This window comes from Spirosoma pomorum, from assembly GCF_054776615.1.
This window is the reverse complement of the sequence record NZ_BAAHBP010000027.1, coordinates 316,057-334,532: the sequence shown is the minus strand read 5'-3', so window position 1 is coordinate 334,532 and position 18,476 is coordinate 316,057. Positions and strand designations below refer to the sequence as shown.

Annotated in this window: 18 protein-coding genes; 10 read left to right on the top strand and 8 right to left on the bottom strand. The window is 50.9% G+C overall.

Annotated features, from left to right (window positions below; translation table 11 throughout):
* The first annotated feature begins 121 nt into the window (after positions 1 to 121).
* Positions 122 to 1,474 (top strand): DUF937 domain-containing protein, encoded by a 1,353-nt coding sequence (locus ACYVAD_RS16830; RefSeq protein WP_461140672.1) that lies wholly within the window; start codon positions 122 to 124, stop codon positions 1,472 to 1,474.
* 212 nt (positions 1,475 to 1,686) lie between these two features.
* A complete protein-coding gene (locus ACYVAD_RS16825) occupies positions 1,687 to 2,727 on the top strand; it encodes an SDR family NAD(P)-dependent oxidoreductase (protein ID WP_461140671.1) in 1,041 nt (346 codons plus the stop codon).
* 70 nt (positions 2,728 to 2,797) lie between these two features.
* Here ACYVAD_RS16825 and ACYVAD_RS16820 read toward each other — a convergent pair whose 3' ends face one another.
* On the bottom strand, positions 2,798 to 3,343 hold the full coding sequence (locus tag ACYVAD_RS16820; RefSeq protein ID WP_461140670.1) for a DUF4136 domain-containing protein: 546 nt from the start codon (positions 3,341 to 3,343) through the stop codon (positions 2,798 to 2,800).
* A gap of 150 nt (positions 3,344 to 3,493) precedes the next feature.
* Here ACYVAD_RS16820 and ACYVAD_RS16815 point away from each other — a divergent pair, with 150 nt between their 5' ends.
* Both ACYVAD_RS16815 and ACYVAD_RS16810 read left to right on the top strand, forming a co-directional pair.
* Positions 3,494 to 4,558 carry an SDR family NAD(P)-dependent oxidoreductase gene (locus tag ACYVAD_RS16815; RefSeq protein ID WP_461140669.1) on the top strand — a complete coding sequence of 355 codons (1,065 nt, stop codon included), beginning with the start codon at positions 3,494 to 3,496 and terminating at the stop codon, positions 4,556 to 4,558.
* Between the two features lie 22 nt (positions 4,559 to 4,580).
* Complete coding sequence (locus ACYVAD_RS16810; protein WP_461140668.1) at positions 4,581 to 5,516, top strand: TspO/MBR family protein; 936 nt, start codon at positions 4,581 to 4,583, stop codon at positions 5,514 to 5,516.
* 34 nt (positions 5,517 to 5,550) lie between these two features.
* Here the strand turns inward: ACYVAD_RS16810 and ACYVAD_RS16805 are convergent, their stop codons facing one another.
* Both ACYVAD_RS16805 and ACYVAD_RS16800 read right to left on the bottom strand, forming a co-directional pair.
* Entirely contained in the window at positions 5,551 to 5,847 is a 297-nt protein-coding gene (locus tag ACYVAD_RS16805; protein ID WP_461140667.1) for a hypothetical protein, read from the bottom strand.
* Between the two features lie 6 nt (positions 5,848 to 5,853).
* On the bottom strand, positions 5,854 to 6,426 hold the full coding sequence (locus ACYVAD_RS16800) for a hypothetical protein (RefSeq protein ID WP_461140666.1): 573 nt from the start codon (positions 6,424 to 6,426) through the stop codon (positions 5,854 to 5,856).
* A gap of 152 nt (positions 6,427 to 6,578) precedes the next feature.
* Here ACYVAD_RS16800 and clpB point away from each other — a divergent pair, with 152 nt between their 5' ends.
* Positions 6,579 to 9,215 (top strand): ATP-dependent chaperone ClpB, encoded by a 2,637-nt coding sequence (gene clpB, locus ACYVAD_RS16795; RefSeq protein ID WP_461140665.1) that lies wholly within the window; start codon positions 6,579 to 6,581, stop codon positions 9,213 to 9,215.
* Between the two features lie 292 nt (positions 9,216 to 9,507).
* Positions 9,508 to 9,975 (top strand): restriction endonuclease, encoded by a 468-nt coding sequence (locus ACYVAD_RS16790; RefSeq protein ID WP_461140779.1) that lies wholly within the window; start codon positions 9,508 to 9,510, stop codon positions 9,973 to 9,975.
* A gap of 98 nt (positions 9,976 to 10,073) precedes the next feature.
* On the opposite strand, the gene map is transcribed toward ACYVAD_RS16790, so the two are convergent.
* A complete protein-coding gene (gene map, locus ACYVAD_RS16785; protein WP_461140778.1) occupies positions 10,074 to 10,835 on the bottom strand; it encodes a type I methionyl aminopeptidase in 762 nt (253 codons plus the stop codon).
* 147 nt (positions 10,836 to 10,982) lie between these two features.
* Positions 10,983 to 12,020 carry an aldo/keto reductase gene (locus tag ACYVAD_RS16780; RefSeq protein WP_461140664.1) on the bottom strand — a complete coding sequence of 346 codons (1,038 nt, stop codon included), beginning with the start codon at positions 12,018 to 12,020 and terminating at the stop codon, positions 10,983 to 10,985.
* A 355-nt stretch (positions 12,021 to 12,375) separates the two neighbouring features.
* On the opposite strand from ACYVAD_RS16780, the gene ACYVAD_RS16775 reads away from it, so the two are divergent.
* The 3 genes from ACYVAD_RS16775 (at position 12,376) to ACYVAD_RS16765 (ending at position 15,321) form a co-directional block, all read left to right on the top strand.
* Positions 12,376 to 13,761, top strand: coding sequence for a glycoside hydrolase family 140 protein (locus ACYVAD_RS16775; protein ID WP_461140663.1), 1,386 nt, complete (start codon positions 12,376 to 12,378; stop codon positions 13,759 to 13,761).
* Positions 13,762 to 13,857: 96 nt separating this feature from the next.
* Entirely contained in the window at positions 13,858 to 14,913 is a 1,056-nt protein-coding gene (locus tag ACYVAD_RS16770; protein WP_461140662.1) for a PLP-dependent cysteine synthase family protein, read from the top strand.
* Between the two features lie 135 nt (positions 14,914 to 15,048).
* The gene (locus ACYVAD_RS16765) at positions 15,049 to 15,321 is read left to right on the top strand and encodes a DUF433 domain-containing protein (protein ID WP_461140661.1); all 273 of its coding nucleotides are present in this window, start codon (positions 15,049 to 15,051) and stop codon (positions 15,319 to 15,321) included.
* Between the two features lie 493 nt (positions 15,322 to 15,814).
* On the opposite strand, the gene ACYVAD_RS16760 is transcribed toward ACYVAD_RS16765, so the two are convergent.
* Positions 15,815 to 17,293 (bottom strand): M48 family metalloprotease, encoded by a 1,479-nt coding sequence (locus ACYVAD_RS16760; protein WP_461140660.1) that lies wholly within the window; start codon positions 17,291 to 17,293, stop codon positions 15,815 to 15,817.
* 114 nt (positions 17,294 to 17,407) lie between these two features.
* Positions 17,408 to 17,740, bottom strand: coding sequence for a hypothetical protein (locus tag ACYVAD_RS16755; protein ID WP_461140659.1), 333 nt, complete (start codon positions 17,738 to 17,740; stop codon positions 17,408 to 17,410).
* On the opposite strand from ACYVAD_RS16755, the gene ACYVAD_RS16750 reads away from it, so the two are divergent.
* Positions 17,739 to 17,942 (top strand): hypothetical protein, encoded by a 204-nt coding sequence (locus ACYVAD_RS16750; protein ID WP_461140658.1) that lies wholly within the window; start codon positions 17,739 to 17,741, stop codon positions 17,940 to 17,942. The two genes, ACYVAD_RS16755 and ACYVAD_RS16750, sit on opposite strands and share 2 nt — an antisense overlap.
* A gap of 10 nt (positions 17,943 to 17,952) precedes the next feature.
* On the opposite strand, the gene ACYVAD_RS16745 is transcribed toward ACYVAD_RS16750, so the two are convergent.
* Positions 17,953 to 18,318 carry a Crp/Fnr family transcriptional regulator gene (locus ACYVAD_RS16745; RefSeq protein WP_461140657.1) on the bottom strand — a complete coding sequence of 122 codons (366 nt, stop codon included), beginning with the start codon at positions 18,316 to 18,318 and terminating at the stop codon, positions 17,953 to 17,955.
* Positions 18,319 to 18,476: the final 158 nt, after the last annotated feature.

Sequence of the window (18,476 nt, the reverse complement as noted above, 5' to 3'; positions counted from 1 at the left end):
TCCTGGAATCATATGTAACCTTTGCCAATCCTTACCTAATTTTAAGGCCAGGGTGTGTTTGTGCTTTTCGTTATGTTGTAGGATAAAAACTCACCTTTGTGCCTGATCGAGCCTTCTTTTTATGAATTTGTTTTCCACGTTAACTGCTACATTAAATCCGGAGGTTGTCACACGTATTGCGAATTACGTCGACGAGCCCGTTGAAAAAACGCAGAAAGCCGTTGACGGTCTGGTCTATACTTTGGTTGGTGGTCTGATGAAACGAACCACTACCGAAATTGGCGTCAATCAACTATTTAACCATATTCAGAAAGGCCGTTACGACGGTTCCCTGACCGACAATCTTACTACTGTTCTTCGTGATCCGAATCAGACCAACGCGCTGATTACGCAGGGGAACGACGTTATCAGTCATCTACTGCCTGCCATGAAGAGTTCGATTGGCAGCATGATTTCAGGCTACGCAGGTATTCGCAACTCATCGGCTATTTCCTTACTGGGGCTAATCACGCCGGTTGTGCTGCATACACTAGGGAAACAGGTGAAAGAGCGGAAATTAGACGCCGATGGTCTGGCCTCCTCACTCTTTTCCGAACGTGATGCGTTTGTCAACGCTGTTCCGGATGAGCTCATGCCTCGCCTGATCGAGAAATTAGGCCTCCATCAGGTAGTAGGCGGATCAGCAGCACCTGCCCGCCGGACGCTGGTTGAAACAACTACACCATCCGGTCAGGTTCGTCAGTCTGAAACCTTCACCCGGCAGCCGATCAATTACGATCTAAACGACGATGCTGGCGAAGATACCAGCGTGCTGGCCAAATGGGGCGTTGGAATTCTGCTGGCACTGGCGGTTGCCGCCGGCGGCTATTATATCTACCAGAATACGCGGCAATACGACGATAAAACAATAGAAGGAACGTCAGAAAGTACGCCACTGGCCGACACGGTTATTACGGACACCGTTACTCGTTCATTGGCAGTGCCGCAACCACCGACTTCAGCCTCGCCGACAGCGACAACAGCCGCTACTGCACCAGCCTCGGTACCTGGTGTTGCGGGTGCCTCGCCAACAACGGGTTTGCTATCGCAGCAGTTGACGCCTTACCTGACCAATCCGGCTTTACCCAAAGGTCGGGTCTTTCCCCTGCCCGGTTTGACGTTCACGCCGGGCTCTTTATCATTGACGCCTACTGCTCAGCCGGTTGTCAATGAGCTAGCAACATTACTCAAGGCATACCCAGCACTTCAGATCCAGCTGATCGGCTACGCGAATGATGCAGCCGGTTATGGTATGACTAACAAAGAGCTGTCGTTCAAGCGGGTCAATCAGGTTAAGCAGCAACTCATGGCCGCGGGCATCAACTTCGTTCGTATTGACGCCATCGGGCGGGGTACGGGCGTCAGCCGACGCGACACCTCAGGTGTGCCAAAACCTACTCTTCGTAAAATTGATATGAAGGTGGTAGTGAAATAAAAAAGTCGGAAGAAGGGGAAGAAAGGGAGGATGGAGGAAAGGATTGCGGACGCATAATTTTGCCCTGTTTCTCTCTTCCTTCCTCTTGCTCTCCTCCTTTTTCCTACTACTTCCCTTTCCTCCTTCCTCCCCCTCCTCCTTTTTTTACCATAAACATCTTTTGTTGCTCGGGGTTGACTAGATGATAGTACGCTTTAATGAGTCTACTCACTATGACAGCAGAAGTTGGAAAGACAGCCCTGATTACAGGAGCATCGAGCGGCATTGGCCGGGAATTGGCTACACTCTTCGCGAAAGACGGTTACAATCTCGTACTGGTTGCCCGAAGCGAAGATAAATTAAGCGAACTAGCCGATCGGTTCAAACAAGTATACGGTACGTCGATCGTTACCGTCATCGAGAAAGATTTATCGGCCCCAGAAGCAGCCCAGCAGATTTACGACGAAGTCGTCAGCAAAAACATCACCGTTAATGTGTTGGTCAACAACGCCGGTTTCGGCGAGTATGGTGTCTTTGCCACGGAGACAGACTTGCAGAAAGAGTTAAGTGTTATCCAGGTCAACGTTACGTCACTGGTTCATCTAACCAAACTCTTTTTAAGAGATATGGTGACCCGGAACGAGGGGAAGATTCTGATGCTTGGGTCCATTGTCTCAATCATGCCTAACCCGCTGATGGCAGTTTATGGGGCCACGAAATCATTCATTTACTCGTTCTCGGAGGCTTTACGTAACGAGATAAAAAACACGGATGTCGGCATTACAGTGTTGATGCCGCCCGCTACGGACACTGATTTCTTCAATAAAGCGGGGGCAATGAATACAGTAGCGCAGGAAGCTGCCCGTTCAACCAGCCCGGCTGATGTTGCGAAGGAAGGCTATGAAGCTCTTCTAAAGGGACAAGACAAAGCCATTGCCGGCTTTACAACCAAACTCCAGGCAGCTGCGTCGCGCGTTCTTCCTGATTCAGTTGTCTCTAGGGCCACTCGCGCACAGATGGAGGACAAAAATGAAACAGAGGCTAAACTGAACCGGAAAGCTCTGACGCTGGGTATCGGTATCACGGCCGTTGCTATTGCCGGTATAGCTATTGTAACACTTTACAATAATACGAACACGTACCAGCGCTTAAAATACCGCTACAAGGCGCGAAAATTTACCGACTCAGCGAAGGATGCGCTTCTGTCAGCGGGAGATCGTATCTCCGATACAGTACGTAATACAACCGATAAAGCTCGGGAAGTTGTAGCCTAATCGATTCAAGCTCTTCAAAACGAACGCGGTCCTGTCATCTGACAAGACCGCGTTCGTTTTGAAGAGCTATTTATTTTTTGTCAGGAAACTTTCCGAAAGCTTTCGCAACGGCTTCTCCAAGCTGTACAGACGCAGCTTCTTTTTTACGATTCAGCACACTAGCCACCGCTACGTCCCACACTAACGCTTCCCGCTGGGTATCTACCACCTGAATTCGAACGGTTCCTTCCTCGTAGGTTCCTACCGGAACCTCCTGGCTCTGCCACCGGTAACGGCGCTGCCCCGTATAGCCGGGAGCTTCATAAATAGTTGTTGAGCGAGTTTGCGTTTTCTCATTGACGGCAGCCCCAATGTCGACCAGCAAATCCGGGTTGTTTCTGCTCTGCTGATAACCGCGCTGGGTTAATTCCGCCGTTACGGCCTGTTTTACGTTCGTGATTGCCGCCTGATAATCCGTACGTGGTGTTGCCTCAATCCGGTTCGTATCAACAAACGCGAAGGTCTGATAGGCATTCCAGGTAGCCGACTGATCCAGTTGGTTTCGGGTAATTCGGTACGATGAACAACCGGATAAACCAGCTATAATCAGGACGACTCCAATAAATATTCTGGTCATTGTTGAGTAGTTAAATGCACTACTAACAGAACAAATAAGCGGCTCATTTTGTGCCTTTTACGGCCGTAACCTAACGACAAATAGGTTATTTCTTCGAAACAACTTCTAACGACAGCAGTTCAATCAGTTACTCACAAATTACACAACGTTATGAATACAGGAACGGGAAAAACAGCACTGATTACTGGTGCCTCGAGTGGTATTGGTCAGGAACTCGCCAAACTTTTCGCTCAGGATGGCTATAATTTAGTTTTGGTTGCCCGAAGTGATGATACGCTGGAACGCCTGTCTGATGTTTTCAAAGGCAACTACGGCACGTCGGAGATTACGATAATAAAAAAGGATCTATCGGAAGAGGATGCCGGTCAGGATGTTTACAATCAGGTAAAAGCCAAGGAGATTACCGTTGATGTGCTGGTGAACGATGCCGGCGTTGGTCTTTACGGACTTTTCGCAACGGATACAGACTGGGAGCGGGAGAAGTCGATGATTCACCTGAATGTGCTGGCGCTGACTCAATTGACCAAGCTGTTCCTCTACGATATGCTGGCCCGTAACGAAGGAAAAATCCTTAATCTGGCCTCCCTGTTGTCTATCACCCCAACACCACTCATGGCGGTTTATGCGGGTACAAAAGCCTACGTTTACAATTTCACGCAATCGTTGGCGAATGAACTGAAGGGCACAAACGTAACAATTACGGCCCTGCTCCCCAACGCGACCGATACTGATTTCTTCCACAAGGCTAATGCAGAAGGTACTAAAGTTACCGATGAGTTGCAGGACCCTGTTATGGTAGCGAAGGCTGGCTATGAAGCACTGATGGCTGGCAAACCCAAAATCGTACCGGGTGGTCTCAAGAATAAGTCGTACGAAGTGATGGCATACGTGGCTCCCCAGGAAGCGCTGGCTTCGCTGATGCGGGACAAAATGTCGCCCAAGTCCGAAGAGCATGAGCCATCAAAATCATCGGCATTACCCTGGGCCGTTGGTTTTGGCGTAGCCGTCCTGGCTGGCGTTGCACTTGGTATTGCCTACGCCAACACGAATCCGGTCGATCGCACGCGTTACCGGATCAAAGCAAAAGCGGCCGGAAGTTCTGTTTCTGACACCGTTTCGTCAGTGATCAACTCACTGCTCAGCTCCTATCACGATCTTAAGTCTGACGCTTCACAGGCTAAAGCCGACGTAGAAAAGGAAGTTGCAGCGGCTTAAAATCGTTTCTCTAAATAGTACCATGAAAAACTCATCATTCTTACGTATAGCAACGGCAGTCTTTGCGGCTGGTAGTATTGTGTACACAACCCTGTCGAGCCGCCGGTCACGGCAGCAGGGAAAAGAAATGCAGATGGCCGAATCGGAACCCGAATACGACGTACCTGCCGAATACCAGCGGGTTTTCGACAAGAACCTGATCGTACCCGCGGGCTGGGCGTTCGGCGTAGTTTGGTCAACGATTTATACGGGTTTAGGCGCGCTATTGGTGCATCAGGCACTTCCTTCGCAGCAAAACAACCCGCGCTACCAGAAAGCTCTACCCTGGTGGCTGACCAGTTGGACCCTGAACGCCATTTTTGGCCGATTCTTTTCACAGGATGACGCCCGCAGCATTATCATTTCTGACCTGACGACGAAGCTTAATCTACCAGCAGCCCTAGCCCTGCACCAGAGTCTGGAAATCGGTAAAACGGACGTACCGGCGCCCGAAAAGTATCTGCACATTCCGGTTAGTCTGTATGCAGGCTGGCTGACGGCAGCTACTGTCGTAGGCACGCCCGATACGTTGTTGACGCTAGGCGCCTGGGAGCGCGACAACGAACGCGACGTTCCGCTGGCAGCAGGAATACTGGGCGCAACGGGTGCCGCTGGATACGTTATTGCGCGCCAACTGAATGACCCCTGGTATATGGTCCCCTTTGTCGCCGGATTTGGCGGTGTCGCCACTCGGCAATGGAACCGATACCCGGTTGTTGGCTGGACGGCCGCCGGACTCGCGGCCGCTTACGTTGGCTTGTTGGCCTACTGGTTGCCTAAAGGCCGGTTCCACGAGCCAAAAACCATCGTCGTACACGAGGCCGAATTACTGGCTGGACCGGTTGAGACGGATGACCCGCATCAGGCTAAGATTGCCCGGGAGCGTATGACACCCATTGAAGCAGAGAGCCTGGATTAGTTATGAAGCCGCCTTGTGAAAGCAGGGCGGCTTTTTAGTGACGCTTACGCTGCACAAGCTGACGCAGGGCCGGTTCAACAGCCAGCGCGTGACCATGCCCAAACGTAACCATGACCCGGTCGTACCGATCAAGAGCCTGATCAATGTTAGCCAACAGTACGCTGTCGCGGGTCATTTTTGAGGCCCGCCCCACAGCGCAATAATAGCATCCGTTCCCATTGACGTAATCGAATTTCTCGGTGGCCTCATTCAGAGCCAGTTGAAATGGCTCACCCACTTTGGCTTGATATAACGCCTTAAAATAGTCCAGCGATTGTTCCTGCTTCGTCAACGGAAGTCAGCCTTTAACGAACCAGTCCGGAACAGCTTTCTGGTATAGCTCATCAAACGACTGATTGCCGTAAGACCCACTCAGGTACGGTACAACGACTCGTTCCATGACGTAGTAAAGCAGCAAATCATTCCTGTCGTACCGGCGAAGCATCAACGGAAACTCCAGCTCTTCGGCCAGATCACCATTCAGCAATCGTATACCAGCTTGGTCACACAGGTATTTCATGACTCCGTTTTCTCCATTTTTCCGGATTCCTTCCTGTATCGTTGCGTACCGCTCCGCCGAATCGATCTGCCCGCCTTCGTTAAACGCTACCTGTGGTTCCAGCCGGGCAAATTGACGCTGGATAGTGGCAAACTGCGCACTTGACGTATCGCGGACGTGGCTACAGCCAACGAGCACAACATGCTTCTTCCCGTACTGGGTATCGATGACATAGGGAGCCGTAACGCGTTCCATACGTTGCCCAACCCATACATAATCCCGCATTTGGTATGGGCCCATCCGCGTAGTGGGTATCTGACTACAACCTCCGACGAGCAATCCCAGCGAAATGACAGAAATCCAATGGTTCATCGGGTCAAAGTAGGTCAATCTGACGTAAAAAATACCGATCGTACGTAACAAAATCAGCCAAAATGACCGCAAAACCCTACGGTACGTGATTTGTTACTAGAAAGGTAACCAACTAAAATCCTTACCGCGCCAAGCGGTCGACCTACATAGCCATGAACTTCAATAATTACACCATAAAAGCCCAGGAAACGATCCAGAAGGCGGCTCAGATTGCCCAGGGCAATCAGCAGCAATTGATCGAAACGGGTCACGTTCTGAAAGCCATTCTGGACGAAGATCCAAATACCATTGGTTTTCTCGCCCGAAAAGTCGGTGCCGAGCCCAGTCAACTGACCATGGCCCTTGATGCGATTGTAGCCGGTTATCCCAAAGCGGCTACCAGCAACAATGACGGCTCCAATATTTACCTGGGCAACGACCTGAACGCTGCGCTGCAACGCGCCAGCGGGTACATGAAAGAATTTAACGACCAGTACGTCAGCGTTGAGCTGATGTTGCTTGGTCTTACCAGCGGGAAGGACGCCACGGCCACGTTACTGAAAGACGTAGGCATGACCGAAAAGCCACTGAAACAAGCCATTAAAGAACTACGGGGAAGTAGTAACTCCGTAACTGATCAGAACGCCGAAGCAAAATACCGCTCGCTGGATCGATACAGTATCAACCTGAACGAGCGCGCTCGCAGTGGGAAGATTGACCCCGTTATTGGTCGTGACGAAGAGATTCGGCGCGTGTTGCAGATTCTGAGCCGTCGTACCAAAAATAACCCTATCCTGTTGGGGGAACCCGGTGTTGGTAAAACGGCCATTGTGGAAGGGTTGGCCCAGCGGATCGTGTCGGGGGACGTACCCGAGAACCTGAAGAGTAAGACCATTGTCTCGCTCGACATGGGTCTGCTGATTGCCGGTGCCAAGTACAAAGGCGAGTTCGAAGAACGTCTGAAAGCGGTTATCAAAGAGGTAACCGACTCCGAAGGACAGATTATTCTGTTCATTGACGAGATTCATACGCTGGTCGGAGCCGGAGCCGGTGGCGAGGGCGCTATGGATGCAGCCAACCTGCTGAAGCCAGCCTTGTCGCGGGGGGAACTGCACACCATTGGTGCCACCACACTTAAGGAATACCAGAAATATATCGAGAAGGACAAAGCCCTCGAACGTCGTTTCCAGGCCGTTGTTGTCGATGAGCCGGATATGCCCGATGCTATTTCGATCCTGCGTGGTATCAAGGAGAAATACGAACTTCACCACGGCGTACGGATTAAAGACGACGCGGTTATCGCTGCCGTCGAGTTATCCACGCGGTATATAACCGATCGTTTTCTACCCGACAAGGCTATTGACCTGATGGACGAGGCTGCGGCTAAACTCCGGCTGGAAATGGACTCGATCCCCGAGGAACTGGACGAGCTCAATCGACGCATCATGCAGTTGGAAATTGAGCGGGAAGCCATCCGTCGGGAAGACAACAAGGAGAAAGAAACACTGCTCAACAAGCAGATCGCCGATCTGAACGAGCAACGCAGCAGCTTGCAGGCAAAATGGGAAACCGAAAAATTGTCGGTCAACGAAAGCCGGACGCTGAAAGAACAACTAGATCAGTTACGTTTTGAAGCCGAGCAGGCCGAGCGGACCGGCGACTACGGTAAAGTAGCCGAAATCCGATATGGTCGGATTCCTGAAGCCGAAAAACGCCTGGCTGAACTAGCGGAAAGCGATCAGGATGCCGATCACGCTGACCGGATGATGCAGGAAGAAGTTACATCCGAGGATATTGCTGAGGTCGTAGCCAAGTGGACGGGTATTCCGGTAAACCGGATGCTACAGAGCGAGCGCGACAAACTGCTGAATCTGGAAGGTGAGCTGGGCAAACGCGTAGCGGGTCAGGCCGAAGCGATCGAAGTCGTTTCGGACGCCGTTCGCCGGAGCCGGGCCGGTATGCAGGATCCTAAACGCCCGATCGGTTCGTTTATTTTCCTTGGCACAACGGGGGTCGGTAAAACCGAAGTAGCCCGGACGCTGGCCGAGTACCTGTTCAACGACGAGAACGCCATGGTGCGGATCGACATGTCGGAATACCAGGAACGCCACGCCGTCAGCCGGCTGGTTGGTGCTCCTCCAGGATACGTTGGTTACGACGAAGGTGGTCAGCTAACCGAAGCTGTACGTCGGAAACCGTATTCGGTTGTTCTGCTCGACGAGATTGAAAAAGCGCACCCGGATGTCTGGAACATCTTGTTGCAGGTACTCGACGAAGGTCGCCTAACGGACAACAAGGGTCGCGTTGCGAACTTCAAGAATACGATCATCATTATGACCTCCAACATTGGTAGCAGTCTGATCCAGGCTAAGTTTAGCGAAGACGAAGGCTGGAATCATGAACTGGTGCGGGAGGAAGCGAGACGGGACGTAATGGAGCTGCTGAAGCAGACGATTCGTCCTGAATTCCTGAACCGGATTGATGAGATTGTTATGTTTGACCCGCTGACGCAGGACAACATTCGCAAGATCGTCGACATTCAGTTCCGCGAAATCCGGCAACGACTGGCCGAAAGCGGTATCCAGCTCGACGCTACCGACGAAGCACTGGATAAAATCGGCGAAGAAGGGTTCGATCCTGCCTTCGGTGCTCGGCCACTGAAACGGGTCTTGCAGCGCCGGGTGCTCAACGCCCTGTCGAAAGCGATTCTGGCCAACGAGGTCAAGCGCGATTCAGTCGTCCTGATGGAGCTAAACAGCGCTGGTGAAATTGCTTTCAGCAACCTGGACGCCGAGATCGAACTAGACTAGTTAATAGATTATCAACGTAACAAAACGGCCCAGCAACTCGATTGAGTTGCCGGGCCGTTTTGTTATATTTGAGTGTATCACAAACTCATCTTGCATGAAGTTTATCGTTTCTTCTTCGGTCCTCCTCAAGAACCTTCAGAATATAAACGGCGTCGTAGCAACGAACCCACTAATTCCAATTCTTGAGAATTTTCTATTTCGAATTGATACAGAAGAGCAGCAAATCAATCTACGAGTAGATGAAAAGCAACCTCTAAAATTAAATTCTAAAGGAGTTACGGCAGTAATACTGTTGAATGAGTTATCTAGTCAGAATTGTCAAGACGATGTTGATGAATTAATCCTAGAAATTCATAAGGACAATAAGAAAATTTATAGCACTCATCACCACGACTTTGAGCGAATAGTTAGACGCCTTTTCGTAGGCCTCGGCTATAACGTTACGCCCACAAAAAAGACTAGAGATGGCGGTTATGATATGGTTGCCACACTAGATGGCGTGATTCCGACTCGTCATCTAATTGAATGCAAAACAAGTAGTAATAAACCTATAGGCGTTGATATAGTAGAGAGATTTCTATTCAAAATAAATGATCTCAAAGCCAGTACAGGTGTAATGGTCACTAATCTTAAGTTCTCTGCGGACGTAATAAAGAAATACGCTACTGAGGCTTATAAACATTACCTCAAACTCATTGACGGCTCAGAATTAGTGTCGATGATCAACACATATACGAATCATCATCTCGTTGCAGCGTAATAAATCAGTAAACACAGAATTCGTAACAAACTGAAGAGCTCGTATCACACTGAGATAGTCTATTTTTTGAGAACAAACTATTTCAGTGTGATACCCACTTAATTCCACAACTGATTAGCCGCAGTTAGAATGATTGGCTCGTTGTCGGTGACCACGATCGTGTGTTCATGCTGCACCGCAAAGCTGTCCTTAGCAATCAATGTCCACCCATCCCCTTTTTCGTGAGCGTACGAAGCTTTGGTCGACAAGAACGTTTCAATTGCCACCACCGAGTTTTTCTTGAACCGAGTTTTGTTCGACCGGTCGTAGTAGCACAGAATATCGTGCGGCTCCTCGTGCAGACTACGTCCAATACCATGTCCAGCCAGATTCTTGATCACCCGGTAGCCGGACCGTTTGGCTTCGGTCTCGATCAGGCGGCCAATTTCAGCTATCTGTACCCCGCCCCGAATATGGCTGATGGCTTTCGCCAAAATCCGCTTTGACGTCTCCACCAGCCCCCCCTGCTGGTGAACGTCTTTCCCTAAAATAAACGAGCCGCCGTTGTCGGACCAGTACCCATTCAGTTCGGCAGAAACGTCAATGTTAACCAAATCGCCTTCCTGAAGAATCCGTCTGGCTGAAGGAATGCCATGACAAACTTCATCATTTACGCTGATGCAGGTCCAGCCCGGAAAGCCATACGTGAGCTTGGGCGCTGATCGGGCACCGTATTCTTCGAGTAGGCCCCGACCGTACTGATCCAGTTCACGCGTTGACATGCCCGGTTTGGCATACTGCTGCATCAGCCTGAGTGTTGAGCCAACAGCGTGGCTGATCTGCTGCATTCCAATTAGTTCTTCTTCCGATTTTAGCGACATACGTATGTGTGTTAGTGTATACGACCAACCGTTACGTTCATTCAGGCCGTCAAACGGAAAATCTACTGTCTTCGTCATTGGGTTACCAACGACAGCTTACCAAATCAACCGCTATCAGAAAATGATAATTCCCCGCGTTGCTAACGATTACACCTTGTACAAATCGGGGGCAGATTTCAGTTGGGGTGATTTGCGCTGGTGCCAGTACGGATAAACCGGCTCCCGGTCGCTGGCGGCATCCAATCGCTTGATCTGGTCCGTCGAGAGGTTCCAGCCGACAGCCCCCAGATTCTGTTCCAGTTGCTCCTCGTTGCGGGCACCGATAATTACGTTACAAACGGTTGGTCGTTGCAGAACCCAATTCAGAGCAACCTGCGCTACGGTCTTACCCGTTTCACCGGCCAGTTCATCCAGCACGTCAATGATCCCGTACCAGTAATCCTCCGGAATAGCCGGTCCTTCTCCCCCGCCCTGGGCGATGCGGCTATCGCTGGGCATCGGGTTCTCCCTACGGTATTTTCCACCCAGACGGCCAGCCGCCAACGGACTCCACACCATCGTGCCGACTCCCTGATCAAGTCCCAGTGGCATCAGTTCCCATTCAAACTCCCGGCTCAACAGCGAGTAATAAACCTGGTGCACGACGTATTTTGTCCAGCCGTACCGTTCGGCTACCGACAACGATTTCATCAGATGCCAGCCCGAAAAATTCGAGCAGCCAATGTAACGTATTTTGCCGCTTTGTACCAGGTCGTCCAACGCGCGGAGGGTTTCGTCAACCGGCGTCCGGGCGTCGAAACCGTGCATGTGATAGATGTCGATGTAGTCAGTTTTTAACCGGCGCAGGCTATCCTCACAGGCTTTGATCAGGTGCCCGCGCGACGAACCAAAATCGTTGGGACCATCGCCCATCTTGAATGTGGCTTTCGTCGAAATCAAGGCGTTGTCCCGACGGCCACTCAGCGCCTGCCCCAGAATTTCTTCGGACATGCCCTGCGAGTAGACGTTAGCGGTATCAAAGAGCGTCAGGCCCGCATCCAGGCAGCGGCTCACCATCCGGCTGGCCTCGTCGACCTGCGTGCTTCCCCAGGCCTTGAAGAAATCGGAGCCGCCCCCAAACGTTGCCGTTCCAAAACTCAGGACCGGCACCTGTAAACCCGAATTACCCAGTTGTCTGTATTCCATTTGTTTGTCGTTTCCTGTATAACTTCCCTTTAGCGTGTTAGTTGGCACCACCCGCTGACGACCTCCTCTTTTCGGCTCTATTCTTACGAGAGTTTCGCATAGGTACGATTGCATTACCAGCCGTTAGCCTCTTTTTACCTGAAAACTTCCAAAGGAGACTTTACTCGCATTTGGAATACGTTTCCTGCTGAGAATTTGAGGGCAAAAAAGCTTCTTTTCAAATTCCTCAGACTGTATTGCTCAAAACCCCGGCAAAAGCAGCTCTCGGCCAGTTCATCGGCGATTTTCTGCACCCAACCAACCAGTAAACTTTATCGATTTCCTTCTTCCCCGTTCGTCTACGTAGTCGGATGCAATGACAAAAATAGTCTTTCTCCTCTTTATTCTGATCCAAAGCCAGTTGCTGGCCCAATCTCCGTTTAGCCATGGTCGGCTGAAGGTTTCGGCGAACAAGCGCTATCTGGTCCATCAGGATGGTACGCCTTTTTTCTGGCTGGGCGACACCGCCTGGGAATTGTTTCACCGACTGAATCGAGAGGAAGCGGACCGGTATCTGAAAAAACGTGCCGAGCAGGGCTTTACAGTTGTGCAGGCCGTAGCGCTGGCGGAAATGGACGGACTGAACGAGACAAACCCCTATGGCGACGTACCGCTCCAGAACAATGATCCGACCAAACCGAATAAAGCTTATTTCAAACACGTCGATTTCGTTATCGACAAAGCGGCTCAGTACGGTATCGTCATTGCTTTTTTGCCAACCTGGGGCGATAAACTGTTCAAGAGCACCTGGGGAAAGGGGCCGGAAATTTTTACGCCCGATAACGCCCGCGAATATGGTCGTTACGTTGGTAACCGCTACAAAAACCGGGAGAACCTCATCTGGATTCTGGGTGGCGACCGAAACCCCCGCGATGGTTCGCAGGATCTGGCGGTCTGGCGGGCAATGGCTGACGGCATTCAGGAAGGAGTTGGCGGGGCCGACAAGGCCCTGATGTCGTACCATTCGCAACCCAACGGGATGGCTGGCGGCTCGTCAACCTGGTTCCATAACGATAGCTGGTTCGACTTCAACATTCACCAGAACGGGCACTGTCGCTTTACGCCCGTGTACGACTACATCAGTGTTTCGTACAACCGCCAGCCAACCAAACCCACCATGGACGCTGAGCCGATCTACGAGGACCATCCCGTTTGCTTTAACGCGGGAGATCTGGGTATTTCTAATGCGTATGACGTACGGGTTTACGCGTATCTGGATCTATTCGCCGGGGCCCACGGGCATACGTATGGCTGCCACGACATCTGGCAGATGTACAGTTCCAAACGCCCGGCGGTTAACAATCCTCATACCTACTGGTACGACGCCCTCGAATTTCCTGGTGCTCGTCAGATGGCTTACGTGCGGAAACTAATGACAGCGCGTCCTCTACTCGACCGCGTCCCTGACCAGTCGCTGATTGTCGAAAACAACTTGACTGCTGCCGAACGTATCCAGGCTACGCGGGGTACTGATTACGCCTTTGTATACTCCGCCGTGGGAAAGCCTTTTACGGTCAATCCGGGCAAGATTTCGGGAAAAACAGTTACAGCTACCTGGTTCGACCCCCGAACGGGTAAAACGCAGCCAGCCGGTACGTTCGACAATCAGCAGCCGAAGCAATTCTCTCCTCCGTCAAAAGGTTATGGGCAGGATTGGGTACTGGTGCTGGATGATGCTGCCAGGAACTATCTGGCGCTGTAACCTCGCCTGGCCGTTACCGTTTTTTCTGGAGAAACCGCTACGTTTGTGACCGCCAAACGGCAGTCTGGCGCCCAAAATCAACGTAAACAAGCCCGAATGCAGGATAGAGACTGGACCTCCCACGCCCTAACGTTAATCGAAGCGGACTATCAACGATCGGCCGACACGCATCTGGTTCCCCTCCAACTGCGCGCGTTTCCGTACGTCGATCTGTATTTCAAAGACGAGTCGACTCATCCATCGGGTAGTCTGAAGCATCGGCTCGCCCGGTCGCTGTTTCTATACGCGCTGTGTAACGGCTGGATTCAGAAAGGCAAAACGGTGGTCGAAGCTTCCAGCGGGTCTACGGCCGTGTCCGAAGCCTATTTCGCCAAACTAATCGGGATTCCGTTCGTCGCGGTGATGCCCCGCACGACTAGCCAGGATAAGATCAAAGCCATTGAATTTTACGGGGGCCAATGCTATTACGTCGATCATCCTTCCGAAGTCTACGCGGCTGCGCGACAGGTGGCGCAACAAACGGGCGGTCATTACATCGATCAGTTTACCTACGCCGAACGCGCGACCGACTGGCGGGGCAACAATAACATTGCCGAGTCCATTTTCCGGCAGATGCAGAAAGAGTCCTACCCCATTCCAACCTGGATTGTCAGCAGCGCGGGCACGGGAGGTACGTCGGCCACCATCAGTCGATATGTCCGCTTTATGCATCATGCTACGCAGGTTTGCGTTGTTGATCCCGAATTTTCGGTCTTTTATGACTGCTGGAAAACCAACGATTTCGCTTTGCGCAGTGAACTGGCTTCCCGAATTGAAGGGATTGGCCGCCCCCAGGTAGAGCCCTCGTTCATTCCGAGCATTATCGACCGGATGGAGAAGATTCCGGATGCGCAAAGCATAGCCGCCATGAACATCCTGTCCGATTTGCTGAACCGCCCTGTGGGGCCATCAACAGGAACCAACTTTTACGGCTCCCTCCTGCTAGCCAACGAAATGCAACAAAACGGCGAGAAAGGCTCAATCGTTACGTTGATTTGTGATTCGGGATTACGCTATCTCAATACGTATTACAACGCTTTATGGCTGGATGAGAAAGGTTTGCTCGGCTCCGTGCAGGCCGAAGAGCAAGCGCTGAAACGGGTGCTGCTATAAACGATAAAGCGTAAATAGTCGGCCTATCGTCAACGTAAAGCGATGTTATAACTGGGCGTTCTACGATTTTAGGAAAACGGACTATTTACTATCTTTGCTTACTATCGTGTAGATTATCCGGTAAAATAAAAGAGTATGTCGTCGATACGTAAAGTCCGCGAATTACTTGCAGAGCAAAAACGCTGGCACGAAGCCATGGATCAAGAAGTGCGGGAGAGCCGGATTGTTATTCGTGCTGACGACACGAGTTATATCAATTATGTGGGAGTTTACGTATCGACCATTTTGGCGCAGCTCTCAAATGATGTTAGCTACCAAGCGTTGATTGATAGGTACCCCGGCCTCATGGAGAAAGACATACACACGTGCGTAAAATTTGAGATAGTCAGGAATCGGGGCTTACTCTAGTTGACGTTCACAAAAAACCATGCTTAATAAAATCTGGCAGCGTCGCGCAGGCAGAATTGGGCTGTATACAGCCCTTTACCTACTCGTGTTTTTCGGTTTCCTCTTCCCTCTCACATTCTTATTTGCCTCAGCGGCCGAGCCGCCATTGTGGGAGAGAGTTGTGTGGCATATTCTCTACCCGTGGGCCAGCTTGTTAAGGCCTAATTACGTATCGGAAATTGTGTTGTGCTTACTGCTAAATGCCCTGACGTGGGGCATTATTATTCAATTCGTAATAGAGTTAGTTACGCGCTGGAAAAGACTATGAGGTTTTGTTGTGAAGGAGCAGATCGTCTTTTCTTCTGATCTGAAGCGAGTTACGTACACCAGCTGACTTTTTTGTCATGCTGACGTAGGAAACATCTTCGGCGATACCTTTTACTTAGCACTGGAGGATGCTTTCTACGTCAGCATGGCAGGACTATTGAATAATATTATGAGCCAGCCGATAGTCTTACCGACTGATAATCTTGACCAATGTACCCTTCGTTACGCGGTCATCGGCTTTGAGGCCATTCAGGATCCCGGCCTCGTCTACCCGGTTAGCGGGCATCCCCAGCGCGGTCACTACTTCACGAAACGAGCCGTCGCGGGGCGTTGACTTTACCAGCACCCGTTCCGCTTTCCGATTGAGTTTATCCGCGTCGGTGAGCGAGCGGAAATTTTCAGCCACCTGCTTGAATGTTCCGTAGCTTGAATTGAAATCAGCGTTTGCGGCTAGTCCGTGCAGCGCGTAGACAGCGTTGTTATACTGGATCAACCAGGTTCCAATCTGAAGGGCAGTTCTGGGATCCTGCTGCTGTTGTGGCTGGCCCTGCTGCTGCTGTTGTTGTTGCCGCGAAATAAGTACGTAGGCAGGATTACCGTTAATTGTCGTTTTGCCACTTTCCAGTACATTCAGGCTTAATTCTTTCACCAAATTCTGAGCTGCTTCGTCCAGCGAGTTTCCTTTTGCCAGCATCAGAATCATCGCAGATTTACCGTCTTTGGCGGCCATCTGAAACTGGCTTGGTGAGTTCTGCGACTGCCAGTTATTGGGTACGGGGAATTGAAAACGCAATTCAGGATGATAGAAATAGCCATTTTCAACAAAACCTTGTTTTGGGTCTTCACCATACATAAGTCCGTCGACCAGCTGCAAGTATCGGTCACGATTAACCTGGTAAGAAGCGGGATTTTTCGTCTGATAGTCTTTTGCCAGTTCATGAACGCGTGTGAAGCGATTACCAGGGTCGGGGTGAGTCGACATAAACTGCGGAATGGCTTCCCCTGACTTTTCGGACAGGCGTTTAAGTGTTCCAAAAAAATCAGCCATCTGATTCGCATCATAACCGATCTTGCTCGAATATTCCACACCGAGTTTATCCGATTCCGATTCGTGATCACGACTATATTTTAAGGATAAAAGACCTAACCCCTGTTGGAGCGCTTCGATGTTCTGTCCGACAACCTGAGGAGCTACTACCGCTCCGCCAATCAGCGCGATTGTACTCAGCAGCTGACTCTTCTGGGAGCGTGCTGCGTGCTTCGCCGTAATATGACCAATTTCGTGACCCAGCACGCCAGCAAATTCGGCCTCGTTGTTGAAGTGAGCCAAAATACCGCGCGTAAAGTAAACGTACCCTCCCGGAACAGCGAAGGCATTGACAATGGGCGAATCAACAATGTAGAACTGGTACGGCAGATCAGGCCGGTGCGATACCTTAGCCATGGCTTTCCCTTTTTCGTTCATGAACGCCTGTAGCCGTTTGTCTTCGTACAATCCCATCGTGGCAACAACCGAGGGATGCGATTCCTTGCCGATGGCAATTTCCTGCTCGGTCGACATCAAGCTTATCTCGCGCTTCCCGGTAACAGGATTGCGAGCACAGGAAAAAATAGATAGCAGGACTATACTACCAAAAACTAGTCTGTGAAAGTAATGTGTATGCATAGTGATAGGTGGTTAAATAAATCATCCTAGGCCTTCGTCCAGTGAGTTCGAAAGCAAAAAAAGCGATAGCCATGCATGGCTATCGCCCTTCCTACTGCAACTGAAAAGGCCCTACTAATTATCTATTTTTTTTGCTTCGCCCTTGATAGCCCGCCCGGTGGCTTTAGTCGCTTTGGTGACAGCCCGTCCGGTAGCTTTTGCCCCGCTGGACACAGCTTCACCAGTGGCTTTCCCGGCTTTGCCAACTGCTTTTCCGGTAGCTCGGCCAGCCGTACCTACCGCGTGTGCACCATCGGCTACGCCGTTCTCAACTTTGTCGCCAACGCGCTTGACGTCTTCTCTGGTTTTTTCTTTGCGAGCGGCCCGGGTAGCTTGGTCATCCTGCGCCAACGCGCCGGTCGTTAAGCCTGCGCATAGCATAATCGCTAGAAGCGTTTTCGTTTTCATGGTAGCATTAATTGATGTGATGGTTACGGTAGCTCATTCCGACTGGATTGGCTACGATGGCTCAATAACGGCTTACGTCGGCTGGATGTTTGTTTTTTCGAGCGAGGTTCTAGTGGAGTCGTGTTACTACGTTCCGTTTAGGCACTTTTCACAGCATTATACCGAGGAGCGTGATGGATTTCGCGCTGGACAAACACTCTAATCACGGACGATCAGTCAGGAACAGCATTGCCCAGAGCGGCTAATGCCTTTACGTCCAGCATTGACACTCGTTTATCAACTTGCTTAATCAGGCCCGCCCCGACCAGCTCGTTGAGGGTACGAATAAAGCTTTCGTAGGTGGTGCCCGCATAGGCAGCCATGGCCTGCCGCGTCAATACAACGTTGATCGATCCTGTTACGTCCAAACCAAATTTGTGCTGTAGCATGAGCAGCGTCTCCGCCACCTGCCCTTTGACATCCATCAAGGCCAGATTACGCATTCGTTTCTCGGCTTCCTGTAGTGCATTGGCGTAAAACTTCATCAGGGCGTACGTCAACTGTTGATGCGCCTGAACGAACAGCTCAAAAAACGACATGGTGTTTTCGGCGTATCAAGCCAGCTTGCAGAAAAAACACGTTCCGGCAGAAACATCTTTCGGTTAGACAGGGGCTTCGAAACCGGCTTGTCTCCTATAAGCGAATGAAGACAGACAAACTAACTTTCCTTCCTTAAAACAGGTTTGTTTGTCGTCAA